18 protein-coding genes are annotated in these 19,168 nt (G+C 28.6%); 2 read left to right on the top strand and 16 right to left on the bottom strand.

Annotated elements, in window-relative coordinates; translation table 11 throughout:
• Nucleotides 1–42 precede the first annotated feature (42 nt).
• The 3 genes from DY249_RS05785 to DY249_RS05795 are packed head-to-tail and all read right to left on the bottom strand — an operon-like array spanning nucleotide 43 to nucleotide 4,125.
• Nucleotides 43–1,932, bottom strand: a complete 1,890-nt coding sequence (locus DY249_RS05785) for an ABC transporter ATP-binding protein (RefSeq protein ID WP_115595488.1) — start codon at nucleotides 1,930–1,932, stop codon at nucleotides 43–45.
• A complete protein-coding gene (locus tag DY249_RS05790) occupies nucleotides 1,925–3,685 on the bottom strand; it encodes an ABC transporter ATP-binding protein (RefSeq protein WP_115595489.1) in 1,761 nt (586 codons plus the stop codon). The genes DY249_RS05785 and DY249_RS05790 overlap by 8 nt, the downstream gene beginning before the upstream one ends.
• The gene (locus DY249_RS05795) at nucleotides 3,682–4,125 is read right to left on the bottom strand and encodes a MarR family winged helix-turn-helix transcriptional regulator (protein WP_101539335.1); all 444 of its coding nucleotides are present in this window, start codon (nucleotides 4,123–4,125) and stop codon (nucleotides 3,682–3,684) included. Before DY249_RS05795 ends, DY249_RS05790 begins: the two co-directional genes overlap by 4 nt.
• A gap of 107 nt (nucleotides 4,126–4,232) precedes the next feature.
• Between DY249_RS05795 and DY249_RS05800 the strand changes: the two genes are divergently transcribed.
• Nucleotides 4,233–5,138, top strand: coding sequence for an AAA family ATPase (locus DY249_RS05800; protein WP_115595490.1), 906 nt, complete (start codon nucleotides 4,233–4,235; stop codon nucleotides 5,136–5,138).
• Nucleotides 5,131–6,852: a vWA domain-containing protein gene (locus DY249_RS05805; RefSeq protein WP_115595491.1), complete on the top strand. Its 1,722-nt coding sequence runs from the start codon at nucleotides 5,131–5,133 to the stop codon at nucleotides 6,850–6,852. Before DY249_RS05800 ends, DY249_RS05805 begins: the two co-directional genes overlap by 8 nt.
• A 107-nt stretch (nucleotides 6,853–6,959) precedes the next feature.
• Here the strand turns inward: DY249_RS05805 and DY249_RS05810 are convergent, their stop codons facing one another.
• The 13 genes from DY249_RS05810 to pstB all read right to left on the bottom strand — a co-directional run bounded on the left by DY249_RS05810 (nucleotide 6,960) and on the right by pstB (nucleotide 19,148).
• On the bottom strand, nucleotides 6,960–7,607 hold the full coding sequence (locus DY249_RS05810; RefSeq protein WP_115595492.1) for an ABC transporter ATP-binding protein: 648 nt from the start codon (nucleotides 7,605–7,607) through the stop codon (nucleotides 6,960–6,962).
• A complete protein-coding gene (locus DY249_RS05815) occupies nucleotides 7,588–8,385 on the bottom strand; it encodes a hypothetical protein (RefSeq protein WP_115595493.1) in 798 nt (265 codons plus the stop codon). The genes DY249_RS05810 and DY249_RS05815 overlap by 20 nt, the downstream gene beginning before the upstream one ends.
• Nucleotides 8,369–9,121 (bottom strand): hypothetical protein, encoded by a 753-nt coding sequence (locus DY249_RS05820; RefSeq protein WP_115595494.1) that lies wholly within the window; start codon nucleotides 9,119–9,121, stop codon nucleotides 8,369–8,371. Before DY249_RS05820 ends, DY249_RS05815 begins: the two co-directional genes overlap by 17 nt.
• Nucleotides 9,122–9,479: 358 nt before the next feature.
• A complete protein-coding gene (gene murJ / locus DY249_RS05825) occupies nucleotides 9,480–11,111 on the bottom strand; it encodes a murein biosynthesis integral membrane protein MurJ (RefSeq protein WP_115595495.1) in 1,632 nt (543 codons plus the stop codon).
• A gap of 58 nt (nucleotides 11,112–11,169) precedes the next feature.
• The gene (locus DY249_RS05830; protein ID WP_115595496.1) at nucleotides 11,170–11,730 is read right to left on the bottom strand and encodes an ATP-binding cassette domain-containing protein; all 561 of its coding nucleotides are present in this window, start codon (nucleotides 11,728–11,730) and stop codon (nucleotides 11,170–11,172) included.
• The gene (locus tag DY249_RS05835) at nucleotides 11,723–12,466 is read right to left on the bottom strand and encodes an ABC transporter permease (RefSeq protein WP_115595497.1); all 744 of its coding nucleotides are present in this window, start codon (nucleotides 12,464–12,466) and stop codon (nucleotides 11,723–11,725) included. The genes DY249_RS05830 and DY249_RS05835 overlap by 8 nt, the downstream gene beginning before the upstream one ends.
• Nucleotides 12,444–13,520 (bottom strand): ABC transporter substrate-binding protein, encoded by a 1,077-nt coding sequence (locus DY249_RS05840; protein ID WP_115595498.1) that lies wholly within the window; start codon nucleotides 13,518–13,520, stop codon nucleotides 12,444–12,446. The genes DY249_RS05835 and DY249_RS05840 overlap by 23 nt, the downstream gene beginning before the upstream one ends.
• Before the next feature lie 19 nt (nucleotides 13,521–13,539).
• Nucleotides 13,540–15,063: a 4Fe-4S dicluster domain-containing protein gene (locus tag DY249_RS05845; RefSeq protein WP_115595499.1), complete on the bottom strand. Its 1,524-nt coding sequence runs from the start codon at nucleotides 15,061–15,063 to the stop codon at nucleotides 13,540–13,542.
• The gene (locus DY249_RS05850) at nucleotides 15,060–15,353 is read right to left on the bottom strand and encodes a hypothetical protein (protein ID WP_115595500.1); all 294 of its coding nucleotides are present in this window, start codon (nucleotides 15,351–15,353) and stop codon (nucleotides 15,060–15,062) included. The genes DY249_RS05845 and DY249_RS05850 overlap by 4 nt, the downstream gene beginning before the upstream one ends.
• Before the next feature lie 73 nt (nucleotides 15,354–15,426).
• A complete protein-coding gene (locus DY249_RS05855; RefSeq protein ID WP_115595501.1) occupies nucleotides 15,427–17,079 on the bottom strand; it encodes a sensor histidine kinase in 1,653 nt (550 codons plus the stop codon).
• Nucleotides 17,076–17,735, bottom strand: a complete 660-nt coding sequence (locus DY249_RS05860; protein WP_101539348.1) for a response regulator transcription factor — start codon at nucleotides 17,733–17,735, stop codon at nucleotides 17,076–17,078. Before DY249_RS05860 ends, DY249_RS05855 begins: the two co-directional genes overlap by 4 nt.
• A gap of 2 nt (nucleotides 17,736–17,737) precedes the next feature.
• Nucleotides 17,738–18,355, bottom strand: a complete 618-nt coding sequence (locus DY249_RS05865) for a phosphate signaling complex PhoU family protein (protein WP_115595502.1) — start codon at nucleotides 18,353–18,355, stop codon at nucleotides 17,738–17,740.
• Nucleotide 18,356: 1 nt separating this feature from the next.
• On the bottom strand, nucleotides 18,357–19,148 hold the full coding sequence (gene pstB, locus DY249_RS05870) for a phosphate ABC transporter ATP-binding protein PstB (RefSeq protein WP_172540097.1): 792 nt from the start codon (nucleotides 19,146–19,148) through the stop codon (nucleotides 18,357–18,359).
• Nucleotides 19,149–19,168: the final 20 nt, after the last annotated feature.

Below are 19,168 nucleotides of genomic sequence, written 5' to 3' on the forward strand. Positions count from 1 at the left end.
AATATTAATGTAAAAAATCGCTCACTTATGTGAGCGATTTGCTTAATCAAGTTCCAAGGCACCAGTATATAATTGATAGTACGTTCCATGTTTTTGCATTAGTTGTTGGTGGTTACCACGTTCTATTATTCTTCCATGTTCCATAACCATAATTACATCTGCATTTTGTATAGTAGATAGCCTATGAGCAATTACTATAGAAGTAGAACCTTGCATTAGCTTATCCATGGCTTTAGTAACTTTTATTTCTGTTGTTGTATCAATTGAGCTTGTAGCCTCATCCAAAATAAGCATTGGTGGATTAGCAATAGCTGCTCTTGATATAGAAATCAACTGATTTTGACCATCAGATAAAGTTGATCCATCTCCGCTGATTTCTGTTTTATATCCTTCTGGCAAATGATTTATAAATCCATTTGCGCCTGCAAGCTTTGCAGCCTCCATAATCTCTTGTTGATCGGCATCTAGTTTTCCATATCTTATATTGTCACTGACACTTTCTGTAAATAAGTTTACTTCTTGAAGTACCATACCAAAGGCTTTTCTTAAATGATCTTTTTTAATATCTCTTGTATCTATGCCATCTATTTTTATAGATCCACTATCTATTTCATAAAATCTAGTAATTACATTGGTAACTGTTGTCTTCCCAGCTCCAGTTGATCCTACAAGGGCAATCTTTTCACCCGGATTTGCATAAAATGTAACATCTTTTAGGATTTTATCTTCACCATTATATGAAAAATCTACATGTTCAAAGTCTATTCTTCCTTGAAGTTGCTTGTATACAGTCTTTCCATTTTCTGTCCATTTCCAACAATAGCATCTTTCCCCAGTACATTCGATAGCATTGCCATTCTCATCTACTCTTGCATTTACTAGCTCTACGTAGCCAGTATCTTTTTCTATTGGCATTTCAATTATTTCAAATATACGGCTAGCACCTGCCATGGCTGAGAAAACAGCATTTGCTTGTTGGGATATATTTGAAATAGGTCCTTGAAGTTGACGAGCCGTTGTCAAAAATGTCGCAAGGATACCTACAGTGATTGATCCATTTATAGTTAACATAACTCCAATTACCGCAAGGATAGCATACATTATATTAATAGAATTCACTAAAAAAGGCATCATTTTACCTGCATTTATTAAAGCTTCTGCCATTGATGATCTAAGATTTTCAGATTTTTTATCAAATTGTTCTATAATATCATCTTCTTTATTAAATACTTTTATAACTTTTTGACCAGAAAGCATCTCTTCATCAAAACCATGCAAAATTGATACATTTTTTTGTGATTCTTTAAATAATTTTCCAGTTGTACTTACAATGTTTTTTAAAATAAAAACCATAACTATAAGGCCTATAAACATAACTATTGTAAGCATTGGTGATAGAGTAATCATCACTACTATAGTCCCAATTATCATTAAAACCGATCTAATTAGCGTTGGTAAGGTTGATGATAATGATTGAGATAAAGTATCTGTATCATTTGTAAATCTACTCATTATTTGACCATGTTGGTTGCTATCAAAAAAGTTTATAGGCATTTTTTGAATTTTTACAAAAAGGTCATTTCTAAGTTTTTTTATTGATCTTTGACCGATACGAATCATTAGCCTATTGTAAATAAATGTAGTAATTACAGACACTAAATATACAAAGGCCATTTTTATAACTGCTGATTTTAAGCCTCCCATATCAGATTTTAAAATGTGATTATCTATAATAGGCTGCATCATTGATATACCTAAAACTTGAGTAACAGATGATACGATTACACAGACAAATACTAATATCATTTGCCATTTATGATCAAAAAGATAGGCAAAAAGTTTTTTTAATGAAGTCCAGTCAAGATCATGGGATTTTTTATCAGTAGAAATTTTAACTTCTTCTGTTTTTACTTCAGCTTTACTATTACTCATCTTCCCCTCCTTTATTTTGTATATCATATGTCAATCTATATATTTCATTTCTTTGATATAATTCTTCTGATGTTCCTACATCAGCAATACTTCCGTTATCCATGACTACTATTCTGTCAGCTTGGTCAAAGGATGATAGCCTTTGTGATATAATAATTTGGGTCATATCTTTATCTAATTTAGAAAATCCTTCTAAAAGTTTGGATTCTGTTTTAGTATCAACAGCACTAGTAGAGTTATCAAGGATTAAAATTTTAGGCTTTTTAAGTAGTGATCTAGCTATGGTTAATCTTTGCTTTTGACCACCAGAAACTCCTGTACCACCTTGACCTAGCTCTGATTCGTATTCATCATTTCTTTCTTTTACAAATTCATCTGCTTGAGCAAGTTTAGCCATGGCTACTACTTCTTTGAAGCTAGCATCAGGATCTCCCCATTTTAAGTTTTCTAAAATACTTCCTGAAAATAAAGTGTTTTTTTGTAAAACTATTGAAACATCATCTCTTAAAGTTTGTAAATCATAATCTCTTATATCATGACCTCCAACTTTTAAACTTCCCTCAGTTATATCATATAGTCTTGGTATAAGTTGTACTAAAGTTGATTTTGATGAGCCTGTAGGACCTAAAATACCGATTACTTCACCTGATTTTATGTGCAAATCTATATCTTTTAGTTGGTAAGCATCAGTATCCTCTTCATATTTAAAACTTACATTATCAAAATCAATTGAACCATCTTCTAAGCTTAGTCCATCAATTTTATCATCATTATCCATTGAAATTTCACGAGTTAATACTTCTTTTACACGAGTTACTGATGGAGATGCTGTCATTAGCATAGTGATAACCATTGATAATCCAATAAGAGAGCCTAAAAGCATCATTGCATACATATTAAATGAGACCAAATCTCCTACACCAAGTCTACCATTTATTATTTCAATACCACCAAACCATGTAAGAGCTACAAAGGCTGCATAAAGAATGGCATTTGCAGTTGGGAATACATATGAAACTGCTCCTTCAGAACTATCGGCAAGCTTAAACATTTCTTCATTTGCCATAGCAAATTTTTCCATTTCATATTTTTTTCTAACAAAGGCTTTTACAACTCTCATATTGTTTAAATTTTCTTCAATAATTAAGTTTAATTTATCGTATTGCTTACGAGTTTGCCTAAATTTTGGTATAGCCTTTGATGTAATGGATAATAATAATATTACTAAAACTGGCATCAAAATTAAGAATATAATAGATAGTTTTGAACTAGTTCTAAAGGCTAGTATAAATGAAACAAGAGCCATTACTATAGTTTTTATAACAAATCTTGTAGTCATAAATGTTGATTGAGCTAAAGATTGCATATCAGTTGTTAATCTCGTTAAGAGTGACGGTACACCAAAATACTCAAAATCTTCAAAAGCAAAAACTTGAATTCTTCTAAACTGAGCTTTTCTTACATTATCAGTAAGACCTGTAGATGTTAAACCAGCATTTTGTGAAGCTTTTATGCCTGTAAACATAGAAAGTAAAGATAAGGCAATTATTAAAGCTCCATATTTTAAAGCCTCACTTGAATCTTTTTGATATATGACTTCATTTAATATAATCCCCATTACAGCAGGTATCAAAAGTTCAAAAATAGTTTCTAAAACGGTCATTATCATAGATATTATTCTATTTTTACTGTATTGATTTAAATATTGCTTTAAATAAGAAAAAGCTTTATTAAACTCTTTTAAACTACTCATATAACCTCCTCATTAATATTTTTTTCTAAAACAAATATTAGTTCATTTAAATCTTGTTCAATAGCATTTATTTTATCTTCACCTAATTGATCATAAATTTTTTGGTTGGATAAACTAAGAGAACGGGTTATTTTTTTTACCTCATCTTCTCCTTTACTTGTAAGTACTAAAGTTTTCACTCTTTTGTCATAACTTGATGCTTGCATGCTAATTAGATTATTCTCTTTTAAATTTAAAATAATACTATTTACTGTTTGCTTTGGCATTTGTAATTTATTTACCAAATCTTTTTGAGTCAAATTGTCTATTTTATCTATATGAAATAAAATTATAGTTTCTAGATTATTTAAGCCAAAAGCTTCTACTCTCTGCTTATTAAGACCACTTAGTTTCTTTACTAAGCTAAATATATTAAAAAGTTCACATGATTTTTCGTCCAATTATAGACCTCCTTTATAAATACTATATTAGTATAGTCTATAAATGGACTTTGTCAAGTGATTTTTTGCAAATAAATTGTATAATATTATGATTAAAAGGAGTAATAATGATTGAATATTTAGAAAAACAAAATGTAAATAAAAATCTTATAAAACAAGTTGAAATATACAGAGAAAAAAATGGATTAATTGATGATCCACGCATAACAAAGCCAGAGTTTCAGTATTATGGCAAAGAAGTTTTAGAAGAAGCTATTGCAGCAATTCTAGCTGGCAAAAATATCTTACTTACTGGAGCAAAAGCCACCGGTAAAAATGTGCTTGCATCTAATCTTTCCTACCTTTTTTCTAGACCATCATGGAATGTATCTTTCCACGTAAATACTGATTTTAATTCGCTAATAGGTGCTGATACCTTTAAAGATGGAGAAGTTGTTTTTAGAAAAGGTCCTATATATGAAGCAGCAATTAATGGCGGTTTTGCAGTATTAGATGAAATTAATATGGCAAAGAACGAAGCAATTTCTGTTTTGCATGCTACTTTAGACCATAGAAGAATAATAGATTTACCAGGTTATGAAAAAATAACTTTAGATCCTAATACTAGATTTATTGCAACAATGAACTATGGCTATGTAGGCACTCGTGAAGTAAATGAGGCTTTAGCTTCAAGATTTATGATTATAAATATGCCAAATATTACTCATGAAAATCTAAATCAATTACTAATCGATACTTTCCCTAAACTTAAAGAAAAATATAGAGAAGCATTTTTAGATATGTTTATATCTCTACAATTTAAAAGTGAAAATAACGAAATTTCTACAAAATCTGTAGACTTGCGTGGACTAATATCTGCAATCCAAACTATAGAAATTGGGCTAAACCCTTATGATGCTGTCCTAATGGGTCTTGCTAATAAATCATTTGATGAATTTGAAAGACAAATTGTAATTGATACTATAAAAACTAAAGTACCACCGGTTATTGAGGAGAATATTTTTAATGACTGAAACTATCGATAGAATCCGTCAATACAACATTATATGGGATTTTGCTGGCAATTATAGATTTACCCCAAGTAAATCCTATCCTATGGATGAAGTTTACAAAAATATTATCTATGGATTTACGTATAAAAGTTTTGATACTAAGATACTAAATTCGTTTTTTGCATATTTAAGAAATGAAAATCCATTTTATGAAGAATTTAAATTTATAACAAATCTCTTAGTAGAGGATATATCATTTAGACAACTTAAAAAGCAAAATCTAGTTATAGAAGATTTACAAAAAGAATATGCTAAAAAAAAGCTAGTAAGATACCGCTACCATGATCCAGATAATCTTATTGAACAAATAGAAAAAGCTTATTACGGCAAAGTTTTAAATAAACCTATAACCGAAGGACCTATTTTTAAGTCAATTTATGATGCTATTTTTAAAATATATACAACAGATACCAGTACTCTAGTAGATGAATTAAATGTTGTTTTTAAAACTTATTTTAACTTTGAAAGAGCAAAAGAAGAAGATGAACTATTTGAAAAAATGGTTGAGGAAAATAAGCCTCAAGATTTCAAAAGTAAAGATGATAATAGCCATGAAGAATATAGCGATGAGAATATCGAAGAGCAATTTGCTATAGGTGCTGCAGAATTTACTGGTCTTATTTACTATGAAGATAAAAAAGAAGATTTAAATAAAAACTTGATGTTTTTAAATTCTTCCCAAGATGACTACCACTCTTCTAGTGAATTTATAGAAGATTTTTTTGGTAAACCAATATTGCCCCTAGGACAAGTAGAAAAATTAGAAAAAAAAGTAGCAACAGGAATTCACTCTAATAAAAAGCTTTATTTTACAAAAGGTGAATACTCTCATAAACCAAATGCAAGGTTTTATAAGCAGACAAGGCGAGAGCAATTTGAAAAGAATAAAAGCTATATAGAAAGTAACTTTGCTATTAACCACAGAAATATAAACCAACTCTCCCTTGCTATAAAAAATTCACTTGCAACCTTTGAAGAATACGTGGATATAACTAAAAACTATGGGACAATCGATTCTTCAAAAGTATGGAGAGCACCAGTCATTAATGATTACGATGTTTTTTTTAACCAAGAAAATGATGAAGTTGCTAAATTTCAAGTAGACTTAATCTTAGATGCATCAGCAAGCCAAATAAGGCGCCAACATATTGTCGCTAACCAAGCCTATATTATAGAAAAAGCAATGGATGAAGTAAGTATACCTATAAGAGTAACAAGCTATTCAACCTTGCGCGAGCATACAGTTTTTAATGTTTTTAGAGATTATAACGAAAAAAACAAAAATACTGAGATTTATAAATTTTTTGCAGCAGGTTCCAATAGAGATGGTCTAGCTTTTAAAACCTTGCACCATCTTATAGATACAAATGATGATGTACGCCATATAATGATTGTATTATCCGATGGTAAACCAAATGATGAGAAAGCAAATATAAATACTTCCAAAATAAAAGATAAAGACCAATATACAGGTGAGATTGCCGTTGATGATACAGCTTTTGAAATTAGAAATTTGAGAAACGACAATGTTTCTATCCTAGGAGTTTTCACTGGAGAAGATGAAGATGTAGAAAATGCAAAACTTATATATAATAAAGATTTTGTAAGGATAACTAACTTAGAAAACTTTAGTAAAATAGTTTCAATTTTTATGAAAAATCAAATATTAAATTAAAGGCGGATTAATTACAAAAAGTTAATCCGCTTTTGTATATATAATAGAGCTAATGCATGGCATAATTCGTATGATATTTAATTTATCGTAGTCTAATTTTTATGCAACTATATTTTATTATCAATCCTTTTAATTTTATTATCATTGACTAAATATATTTCATTACAAAGTTTTCTTAAATATTCTTCTTGGTGGGATGTCAAAAAAATGGTTTTATCTTCTTCTTTAAGTTTATTTATAACATTTATAATTTCTAAATTTGATTTCGTATCTAAAGCATTAAAAGGTTCATCTAGCAAAACTAAATCTTGATCTTCCATAATTGCCTGAGCTATTGCTAATTTTTGCTTCATTCCAGTAGAATAACTTTTAAATTTTGTTTTATTATCTGGATCTAGACCAACTGCTATCATAGTATCTCTTATTTTTTTATCATCAATACTATTTTTAATTTCAGCAAGAAGTTTAAGATTTTCAAATCCATCAAAAATATCTACAAAACTTGGTTGGTTAACAAAAAATCCTATATTTGTCGGGAAATTTTCATTCCTACCTACTAATTGATCCTTAACATAAATTTGACCCTTATCGGCTTCTACTAGACCGGCTATCATCTTAAATAATACACTTTTACCTACTCCATTTTCTCCAATAAAACCTACACATTGCCCTTGATCAATAGATAAAGATACATCATCAAATATTATATGATCCCCAAAGCTTTTACTAATATTTTTAATTTCTACAAAATTCATGCTTTTCTCCCTTCAATAGATAATATGACCTAACAAGATTGTAAATCATTGTTATAATTTCTACAAAAATTAATATTACAAGCACACACAAATTATTTCTAAACAGTCCTTGATGTAAAAGTAAATAATTATTTAAAAAAATAAATGCAAGTATATTAGAGCGACTCCTAAAACCTATATAAGCCATTATATATAGTATTATTCCTAAACCTACCATAAGTTGATAAGAAAATTTCTGATTTATAATAGAAAGTACTGCATAGAAAAATATCAATCCCAAACTTAAATAAAGACTCGTACATATAAGTGCAACTAAACCATTATTAAAATACTCTGTATAAGTATTAAAAATATCCAAAACTTCATTAACTCCACTAAATTCTATAGGCTTTAATATGCTAGTAAACGAAAAACAACCCAGTCCTATCATAAACCTAATAATAGAAATTATAAATATATGGACAAATATAAAAATACTAAATTTTAATATTTTTTGAGAAGTATATGAGAAAATATTCCTATATCTTAAAACTTCTATATCATTAATCTCTTTTATATCTCTTGCAATAATTATAAAAACTATTGGTAAAATAAAATACATTGTATTATAATGATCTGCATACATTAATAGCATGAAATCAAATATACTAATATCCATATTTTTATAAATTATTCTATCTTGTATAGAAGTAAGGATTGATAAAAGATAGCAAATTAATAATAAAACACGATTTTTATAAAATATATTTATTAAATTTTCTTTAACGTTTTTCTTCATATTTTTTCCTGAATATCTTTTCCATTATAAATATAACTGCTGCAAAGACAAATATGGCTATTAATATATTTTTATAATCCATTACACTAGGGTCTAAACGGTCTAGAACAAATGCTGTAGTTAAACTAAACCTTTGAAGTCCCATAGTAGCTGTAATAAAATTTTCTAACATAGTAAATAAAAAAGTCCCTGTAAGTGCTAAAAATAAATTATTTACATATAAAGAAACAATTTGACCAAATAAACAAATCATTGCCCCTATAAGGGCTTTATGTAAAGACCATAAAAATCCAAAGGCAATAGGTTTATTTATTTGCATGCTTCCTAAAATATATCCATTATAATCAGGCTTTTGTACGCTTGATCTAACAGATGCTATATTAATCGAAAAAATAATTCCAATGAAATTTACTATAAATACCATTATGAAAATTGATAATACACAAGATATAATTTGCTTTTTTATATAATCTTTGGATTTTATTCTCATAGATACATAATCCAAAAAGTTGTTTTTAGTTAAATAAAAACTATAGTAAACAAATGGCAATGAAACTATCAAAGGGAAAATAAAATCTGGAAAATCTGATCCAGATATATATGGTTCTATAGGATAATCTATTAAAAAGTTTTTGTTAGTACTTATAATAGATAAAATAAGGATGATTAAATATATAGATCCCCATATAACAGTTAGTGGTATTTTTCTTTTGACTAATTTATAAAATAAACTCATAAAAATCTCCTTTTAGTGTTATGGCGCTCACCATACACTACTAATTATAATAACTTTCATTGTTTTGTCAATAGTTAAGATTGTTAAATTTTCATTAGATAATTAATTTGGAAAACAATATACTTTTATATACATATATCTAAAGTTAAATAAAAATCTGAAAAAATACAAATTACAAAATTATAAATAAAAACGATTAAATCAAATTGAAAAGTGTATTCTAACTTAGTAATTTTTTATAAAAAAAAGACTAAAGATGATTTATCCATAGTCTTTTCCAGATATCATTAACACAATAATTTTTCTGTACTTATTATTGAATTGTTGATTTTATATTTATATAAAATACTATATATAATTATCTATTACTTTTTTTATCTACATCTGAATATATAATTTTATTTGAATTCTTAATTTTTGTTTTTTGAATTGAGTTTTGATTATTTTTCAAATGTTTTTTTGCACTACGCTTTTTAAACTTCTTGTGGTATATGGTATTTACCGTATTCATTACCTCTGGTATTCTAGCTATTAATATTAAAAATAAATATACAATAGCCGCTAATATTATCGCTATGAAAATAGCTAGTATGTGTGGCATCTTTCCACTTGTTAAATTATACACACCACTAGCAGTTACAGCCATCATAGCTGTTGCAATTGAGATTTTGATTATAGATAATAGAGCAGTTTTGAAATTAAATGAACCAAAATTAGCTCTAAATTTATAAATCATTAAAATAGATCCAACTATAGTAGAAACTACTGTTGAAAGTGCTAATCCGTTTATACCAAAAAAGTTTATCAAAATTATATTAAAAATGATATTAATAATTTGTTGGATAACTACAATTATAACTGGAGTTTTAGAATCTCCTACTGCATAGAATCCACGGTCAACTACGTCAGATATTGATTGAAAAATAATAAATGGTGCATATGATGATAATAAACTTGCTACAATTATAGTATCTTCAGATTTAAAAGCATTTCTTTGAAACACTAGCTCAATTATTGGTTGAGAAAGTACTGACATACCAATAGTTGCTGGCACAACAAGTAAAAGAGTTGTAACCACTGCTGAAGAAATAGATTTCTTCATAGCATTTATCTTATTTGATTGACCTAATTCTGCAATTCTTGGATAAAGAGCAGTTGTAACAGAAACTGTAATTACACCAGTAATTAGTGTTAGCATAGTTTTTGCATAAAATAATTTTGAAATAGATGCTTTTCCAAAATATGCTGAAGCCATAGAGTTATCAACAATTATTGAAATCTCACCAGCTGCAGACGATACTATAACTGGTATAGCAATAATCATCAGTTGTCTGACATATTTATTTGAAAAATCTATAAGTTTTTCATGGTGATAGCCTGCATTTCTAGTAGCTTTAGGAAATAATATGTATTGTAAAATATTTCCTAATAAAGCTCCTATTATCAATAGATAAGCATTGCCAGTTTTTCCTGTTAGTACTGTAAATATAATAATAACAATATTCATTATTATTCCAGTAATAGCAGGATTAAAGAAATCTCCCTTAATGTTTAGATACCCTCTAAATACTGCAGAATAAAGATAAGCATAGACTGCAAACATCATTATTCTTGTATAATCAGCAGCTAAGTCCAACCACTGACCATCTAAATCTGGAGAAAGAATCTTAGAAAATGGTTTTGCAAAGATTAATCCTATTACTAATGCAATAGTTGCAAATACCATCAATATATTAAAAATGTTTGAAGTGAACTTCTCAGCGGAAGCTTCACCTTCTTCGTTTTTTGCTCTATTATAGATGGGAATAAATCCTGATATAATTCCAACAGCAACAAAGTTTGATACCACTACAGGCAAAGTATTTGCAGTTGTATATATAGATTTTAATTCACCCGCTCCTATATAATTTGCCATAACCGCTTCTCTAATAAATCCAAAGACTTTTGAGATTATAGTTATAAACATGAGCATAAATGTCGTTTGACCCATAACAACCTCTCTTATTATTTCATCTACTTATTATATCTATAAAAAAAGTTAAATACAACTATAAAAATAGTATATTATCTTTTTTTATATCAAAAAGTTCAAAATCACAAGTATTATGAGAAACAATTATTATAGATTTGTCCATAAATCTTTCTTTGATTGTACTAGCTAAATAGATCTTACTAGCATAATCTATGCCTGTAAAAGGTTCATCCATAATTAAAATATCCCCATCAAACACATAGGCTCTAGCTAGAGCTACTTTTCTTTGCATACCTCCACTTAATAAATATATTTTTTGATTTACATCATTAATTCCGAATCTTTTTAATGTATCAATTAATAATTGTTCATCATTTTCAATTAATTTTAGATTATCTAGGGCAGATATTTCATTAATCAGTCTATTTTCTTGAAAAACTACAGAAGCATTTGTAAAATTTGTTTCTATAAATCCTTGATCCGCCTTTTCTAAGTTTAAAAGCAATTTTAAAATAGTAGTTTTCCCAATTCCAGATTTACCAAAAATACCCATACTATTTCCATCAGCTATTTTAAACGATAAATTATGTAAAACTTTTTTATCATAGGATTTACTTACTTTTTTAAACTCAATCATTTTTTGCTCCTAAAAGCTTTTTAAGGGTTATTTCAAAAAAAGAAGATATTAGCAAAATTGCCAAAGTCCATGCAAATAAGTTTGGCATATCTAAGTAAATTTTTGCATTGTATAAATTATTACCTATAGAATTTTTTGGAAGTCCTATGACTTCGGCAGCAATACCTGCTTTAAAAACTAAGCCTGATATACTTACTATAGAAGAATACAAAAAAGTTTTTACCTTTATTTTGTAAATATATTTTATTTTTTTTATCTCACTTACTTTATAAATATCAGCCATTTGTAAAATATTCTTATCAATATCTGATAATCCATCATATACATTTTGAAATATTAAAGGCATTGCCATAATAAAACTTATATATATGGATAAATAATCTTTATTAGCCCAAAATAATAAAAATATTACTAAACTAGCTAATGGTATTGACCTAAAAATACGAATAAGTGGGCTAATAAAATCATAGAATAATTTATTTTTATAAGCTAAATATGCAAATATTACTCCAATTGCAATAGAAATTAAAAAACCAGCTATGATCTTTATTGTAGAAAGAAATATAGCCTTATAAAAATCTACTTGACCTAGTAAGTATATAAATTTTTTAAATACAATAAGAGGAGATGGTAAAAGTATCTCCTCTTTTATAAAACTTGCCATAATTTGCCATATTATTATCCAAATTATAGCTATAATTATTTTTCTAAATTTATTTTGTGTAGTAGAAGTCATCTTCTGGTAATGATCCACCCACTAATTGTGGATTACTTTGGTATAAATATTCCAAATGATTTTTAATCATAGTTTGCATCTGTTCGCCATCAATATATGTTAAAGCAAGTTTTGGTAAAGCCTTTTTTGCTACAGCTTCTGGCATTATATCATATTTATCAAGTAATGCTGCGGTAGCATCTATATTTGAATTTGCTTCTTCAATTGATTTTTTATATGTTTCTAACAGTAATGGCACATCTATATCTTTTAAGTAATCACTTCTTGCTACTAAAACTGCTGATATAAGTGGGTTGCCTGTTTCTTTTTCGTAAAGTTCATTTATATCTAGAGCCACTTTTGCATTTTCACTTTTCATTAGAACATTTGTTACCATTGGTTCTGGAAGTAAAGCTACTTTTGCTTCTCCAGCTATCATTTTTTGAGCTACTTCGCTTGCCTCTGCTAGATACTCAATATCTACATCACTTTCATTAAATCCAGCATCTTTTATAACTTCATTAATAGCAAGATCTGGAGTTGCTCCTTTAGCAGATGTATAGATAGTTTCTCCACTATTTACCAAATCTTCAATTGAATTTATATTTAGATCTGCGTTTTCTACTAAATATAAAACACCTAGATTATTTATAGCTAAAACTTTAATTTTCCCTTCAGTTTTGTTATAAACAGTAGCTGCTAGGTTTGGAGGAATGATCGCCATATCGCTTTCTCCTGAAACAAGTTGAGGAATTACTGCATCTGGAGCTCCCTCTACTGATTCATTAAAGGAGAAATTTGGGTCATCATCATTTTTTGACCAATCAACCATATTTATTGCTCCAGCAGATGTTGGACCTTTTAACATAGAGAGATTTACATCATAATGAGCTTGATTTTTATCTTCAACTATTTGTTCTTCTTTTTCTTCTGGTTTTTCGCTTTGATCGTTATTATTAACTTCTTCTTTTGTCTCTACTTCTCGTTTGGTATTATTTTCAGTTTCTGCATTATTTGCACATCCTGCTAGACCTAAGGCTAATAGAATAGCTAGTGACTTTTTATTAAATTTCATTCATTAATTCCTTTTAGTTTTATTTTAGTATTTCATCATTTGGTCTATCTTGCTTAGGTATATGAATATTATCAGCTGGAGACTTGAATTCAGATGCTTTGGCAAATGCTTTTACTGCTTTACCTGTTTTATTTTCGGCTATAACTACTCCTGGTCCACCAACACATCCTCCTTGGCAAGCCATACCTTCGATAAGTTTACCGTCCATACGACCAAGTTTTGCCATTTGAGCTAGTTTCACACAATTTCCAAGTCCTTCTGCTCCTTCAACATCAACTTCTATGCCTGGTTTAATTTCTTTGGCACGTCTTACAACCGCTTCAGCAACTCCACCACTATTGGCATAATTTCTACCTGTCTCTGATGCGTCCATCATTATTTCATCTGCTTCTATTTCAGATGGCTCTATGCCTTTTGCCAAAAACATTCCTAAAAGCTCTTCATAGGTAATTACAAAGTCTATAACCTCAGCTACTTCTGGTTCTAAGGCTTCTAATTTTTTAGATATGCAAGGTCCTATAAAGGTTATTTCACAATTAGGATCTTTCTTTTTAAGTTGTAATCCTGTATATATCATAGGTGTAGATGATTCTGAAATATAATCATTAATCTCAGGGAATTTTTGTCTAACCATTAATTTCCAAGAAAAGCAGCATGATGTACCCATAAATGGAAATTCACCAGTAGGTACTTTTTCTAAATATTCATGAGCTTCATTCATAGTGGTTAAATCCGCTCCAAGTCCTACTTCTATAACTTCATCAAAACCTAATTTCTTGATAGCTTCACGAGTTTGCTCTGGACTAACATTTGGTCCAAATTGTCCTACAAAAGACGGAGCAATTATCGCATAAGTTTTTTTAGCAGATTGAATAGACTTAACTAATTGATAAATCTCAGATTTATCAGAAATTGCTCCAAATGGACAAGTACTTATACATCTACCGCAAGCTACACAAGTATCTGAATCTATATCTGCGCGTCCTAATTCATCTGAATGAATAGCATTTACACCACAGCTAGATGCACAAGGTCTTTTTTGATGGTTAATTGCATTATATGGACAAGCTTCAACACATTTTCCACATTTGATACACTTATCTTGATCAATAATAGATCCCTTTGGAGTATATGTAATTGCATTCTTGGGGCAGACATTCACACATGGATGACCGATACAAGCCATACATTGATCTGTAACTGTGACTTTATTTTCTGGACAAGCTTGGCAGGCAATTTTTATTACGCTTACTAGAGGAGGATTGTAAATTCTATGGTTTACGTCCATTTCATCTAAGCCTTTAGTGACAGCATCAGTTTTATCAGCAGTTCTAGCATCAAGACCTATACCAAGTCTAAGTCTTTCACCCATTACTGCTCTTTCTAAAAATATATTTCCTCTAAATATACTTTGTTCACCTGGTAATATGTCATATACTTCTAATGCTATATCTGTTATTGATCTATTTTCATAAGCAATTTTTGCAATATGCTCAAAGGCAGCTCTTCTAATATTTAATATATCTATGTAAGTTTCTTTCATTTATTTACCTCATCTTTTGGGCTATATTCATCATATATTTGTTCCATAAGTTGTTCAGGCATTATTTTTTCATAATATGTATCATCAACTTTGGCTAACGTCGAAACATTACCTAATTGATCCATATCATTCATAATATTTGTGAATTCCACTTCTATATCGGGTTTTTTATCTATTTTCCCATATGCATAAGCTTTTTGTAAATCACTTTTTACTTCATATACTGAGTCTAATAGAACCTCACTTCCAGCTGATGTGCATCTAGCGCATGAACAAATTACAACTTTCATAAATCCTCCTTATTGTTTAATTAAATTATAGCAAAGAAAAAGTTTATAATCAATGATAAAAAATTATCAGTGATTATAAACTATCTTTCCTATCCAACTCAAGTGGTATTTCTATAATAAATTTACTTCCCTCATTTAGTTTTGATTCTACTTTTATATCATAATCTAAGTAATTAATAATATGTTTTACGATAGATAAACCTAATCCTGTAGATTTTTGATTTCTCTTTCTTGACTTATCTACTACATAGAATCTTTCAAAAATCCTTTTTGTATCTGAAGTTGCCATACCTATTCCAGTATCTTCTATAGATAAAAAATAAGAATTTTGATCTAAATAATAGTTAAAAGTTATAGAGCCACCTAATTTATTGTATTTAATTGCATTTTCATAAATATTTGAAATCAAATCATAAAATAAAGACTGCGATGTTTTTATTTTAAAAGATTCTAAATTATTTGTAACCACAATATTTTTTTTGTCAGTTAATCTTTTATATTTTTCTATACTATCAGCTACCACATCATATATATCTACTAACACAAAATCCTTATCGAAATTATTTTCATCTAGTCTAGAAATTTTAAGAATATCATCTATTATATCAAGCAGTCGATTTCCTTCTGTATAAATAATTTCCGCAAATTTCTCTACATCATCTTCTTTAGCAATACCTGTAGCAATTAATTCTGCATAGCCATTTATTGATGTAAGAGGACTTTTTAGCTCATGGGTTACATTTGCAGAAAACTCCCTACGCATTTGCTCTGCACGGACATTCTCTGAATTATCTACAATAATCATTGCATAAGCTTTTTTCTCACTCGTGCTTAAAGGATCTATAAATATTCTTAGATAGTATTCATTTATATATAAATCTAGGCTTTTACTTCGTTTTAAAATAGAAGCTTCTCTAAGGGCAAGATTGTATTCTTTATTATCAATTAAATTGCTAATGTGTGCATCATCATCAACTTTCAAGTATTTTTTAGCAGATGAGTTTATCAATTCAACATTTCCCTTACCATCAAATAAGATAAATCCTTCTTTCATATTGCCAGTTATATTTATAAACTCAAATAATCTCGATTTTAATATATCTCTTTCTTCACTTAATTCATCTATTTTATCTATGTAATCTTTTAGATAATAATTAATTTCTTTGTATTTGTTATCTTTTAAAATATTACCATAATTTTCAAAGCTTATTTGAGAAATATACTCATCAATTTCTTTATCAACATATCTATTAATTAGAAAATTTGCCAAAATAGCCATAAAAGCATGAGCTAATAAAAGATATAAATTTAAGTAGTACCAAATATTATTATCATAAGCAATTAACAATATATTTTTAGATTTTGCACCGTAAACTTCTTGTTCTTCTAAAGCAGAGTAAAAGTTTTCGTCATTTGCATAATTTTTACTTTCAAAGTAATTTTTCTGATAGTTTTTAATATTAATCTTATCTGGATTATATAAAATTTGATTTTTATCATCTATATAGACTACTGAAAGATTATTATGTTCATCATTAAATTTTTCTAAACTTTCTATAAAGTCATCGTCTTCTTCTTTCATTAAAAGAAAGCTCAAAGCATTTTTTGCAAAATCACTTTGAGCTTCATCTTCTATCCTATAAGAAATACCATTGCTAATTAAAAAAGTTATGGCTAAAATTGTAAATGCCAGTCTTTTCATAGATTTTTTTGCAAGTTGTTTCATATTTCCCCAAATTTATATCCTAAATTTCTAACTGTTTTTATATGGCGACCTTCATTTAAAAGTTTATTACGAAGAGAGGCTATATGAACATCTACTGTTCTGGTTTCTCCTTCATAATCATAACCCCATATTTTTAATAAGAAGTCTTCTCTAGTTATAACATTTCCGATATTATTCATAAATAATAATAGCATTTCAAATTCTTTAAATGTTAAGTCTATAGGTTTGCCATCTATTTTTACAGTTCTTTTTTTAGTATTTATAGTGATATTTTCATAATTTATATGGTCACTATCTTTTTTTACAGATCTTCTTAAAACGGCTTTGACTCTTGATATAAGCTCAAGAATTGAAAATGGTTTCGTTATATAGTCATCTGCTCCTGATTCTAGGCCTAAAACTTTATCAAATTCATCTGTTCTAGCTGTTAACAAGATTACTGGTATATCAGAAAATTCTCTAATTTCTTCTAATATTTCTATACCATCTTTTTCTGGTAGCATAATATCAAGTATTAAAAGTTGACCACCTTTTTGCTTAATGATATTTACTATATCAAGTCCATCTTCAAAGCTAGCCACTTCGTATCCTTTTTCAGTTAAAGCATAGTCTACTAGATTTCTTATAGACTTATCATCTTCAACTACATAAATCATTATTACAGCCTCGTAGCTAAATCGCCGACTCTTGCTAAGCGATCGCCTAGTCTTTCGAAATATTTATAAAGTAGAACTTTTTCAGAAAGTTCAATAGCACCTATACTATTATTTTTATTTAAATCAGCTATATAATTTACCGCTTCTACAAATAGCTTATTATTTACTTCATCATCTTCGATAGTTTTAAGACCTAGGTCATTATCATTATTGATGAAGCTATTTATACTATCACTAGCCATTTGTTTTTGATTAGAAATAAATCTTTTTACAAAATCAACTTCTTCTTCTGTAAGTGGATATTCTATCATTATCATAGAAGCTTGGGCAAGATGACTTGCTATTCTTTTAAAAGTTGAAGCAAGCTTAATAGACATTTGTAAAAATCTCAAATCTCTGGCTACTGGTTGTTGTAGAGCTAGTAGTTCAAAACAAAATCTCTCTACATCAGCTGCATTGCGTCTAATATCATCATTTAGTTCAATTATTTCTTCTAAATTCTTCTTATTATTATTTTCTAAAAATAAATCTACTTTGTCATAGCAAAGAATAACAAGCTCCATTAGTTCATTGCTCATATTTCTAATAGAATCTAGATCTTGTCTATATCTTGTTCTCATATTAGCCAAACCTTCCTGTGATATAATCTTCTGTTCTCTTATCTCTAGGATCTTCGAAGATTTGTTTTGTATCATCCATTTCTATAACTTCTCCTGTTAAGAAAAATGCAGTTTGATCTGATATACGAGCTGCTTGTTGCATATTGTGAGTTACAATAACTATTGTATATTGTTCTTTTAAATCTTGCATCAAATCTTCTATTGAAGATGTAGAAATAGGATCTAGCGCTGAGGTTGGTTCATCCATTAAAACAATTTCAGGTTTTACAGAAAGTGTTCTTGCTATACAAATTCTTTGTTGTTGACCACCTGAAAATGAAAGAGCATTTTGATCTAATTTATCTTTTACTTCATCCCAGATTGCAGCTTGTTTTAAAGATGTTTCTACTATCTCATCAAGAGAATCCTTATCTTTAATACCATCTAGTTTTGGTCCATAAGTTAAATTGTCGTAAACTGATTTTGAAAATGGGTTTGGTGTTTGGAAAACCATACCTACGTTGCGACGTAATTTTACAACGTCTACATCTGGCTTGTAAATATCTCTTCCATTTATTTCTATAAGACCGTCTATTTTACAATTTTTTACAAGGTCATTCATTCTGTTAAAACATTTTAGAGTTGTTGATTTACCACAACCTGATGGTCCTATAAAAGCTGTAACTTGACCTTTTTTAATATCCATATTTACTTTTTTTAGTGCTTTAAAGTCACCATAGTATAAGTCAAGATCTTTTACTAAAATGGCTGTTTCGAGATCAGAGTATTTATTTTTTAGATCAAGTGTATGCACTGATTTGCTATCAGATTTTT

This window comes from Anaerococcus octavius, from assembly GCF_900445265.1.
In the GTDB taxonomy this organism is placed as follows: domain Bacteria; phylum Bacillota; class Clostridia; order Tissierellales; family Peptoniphilaceae; genus Anaerococcus; species Anaerococcus octavius.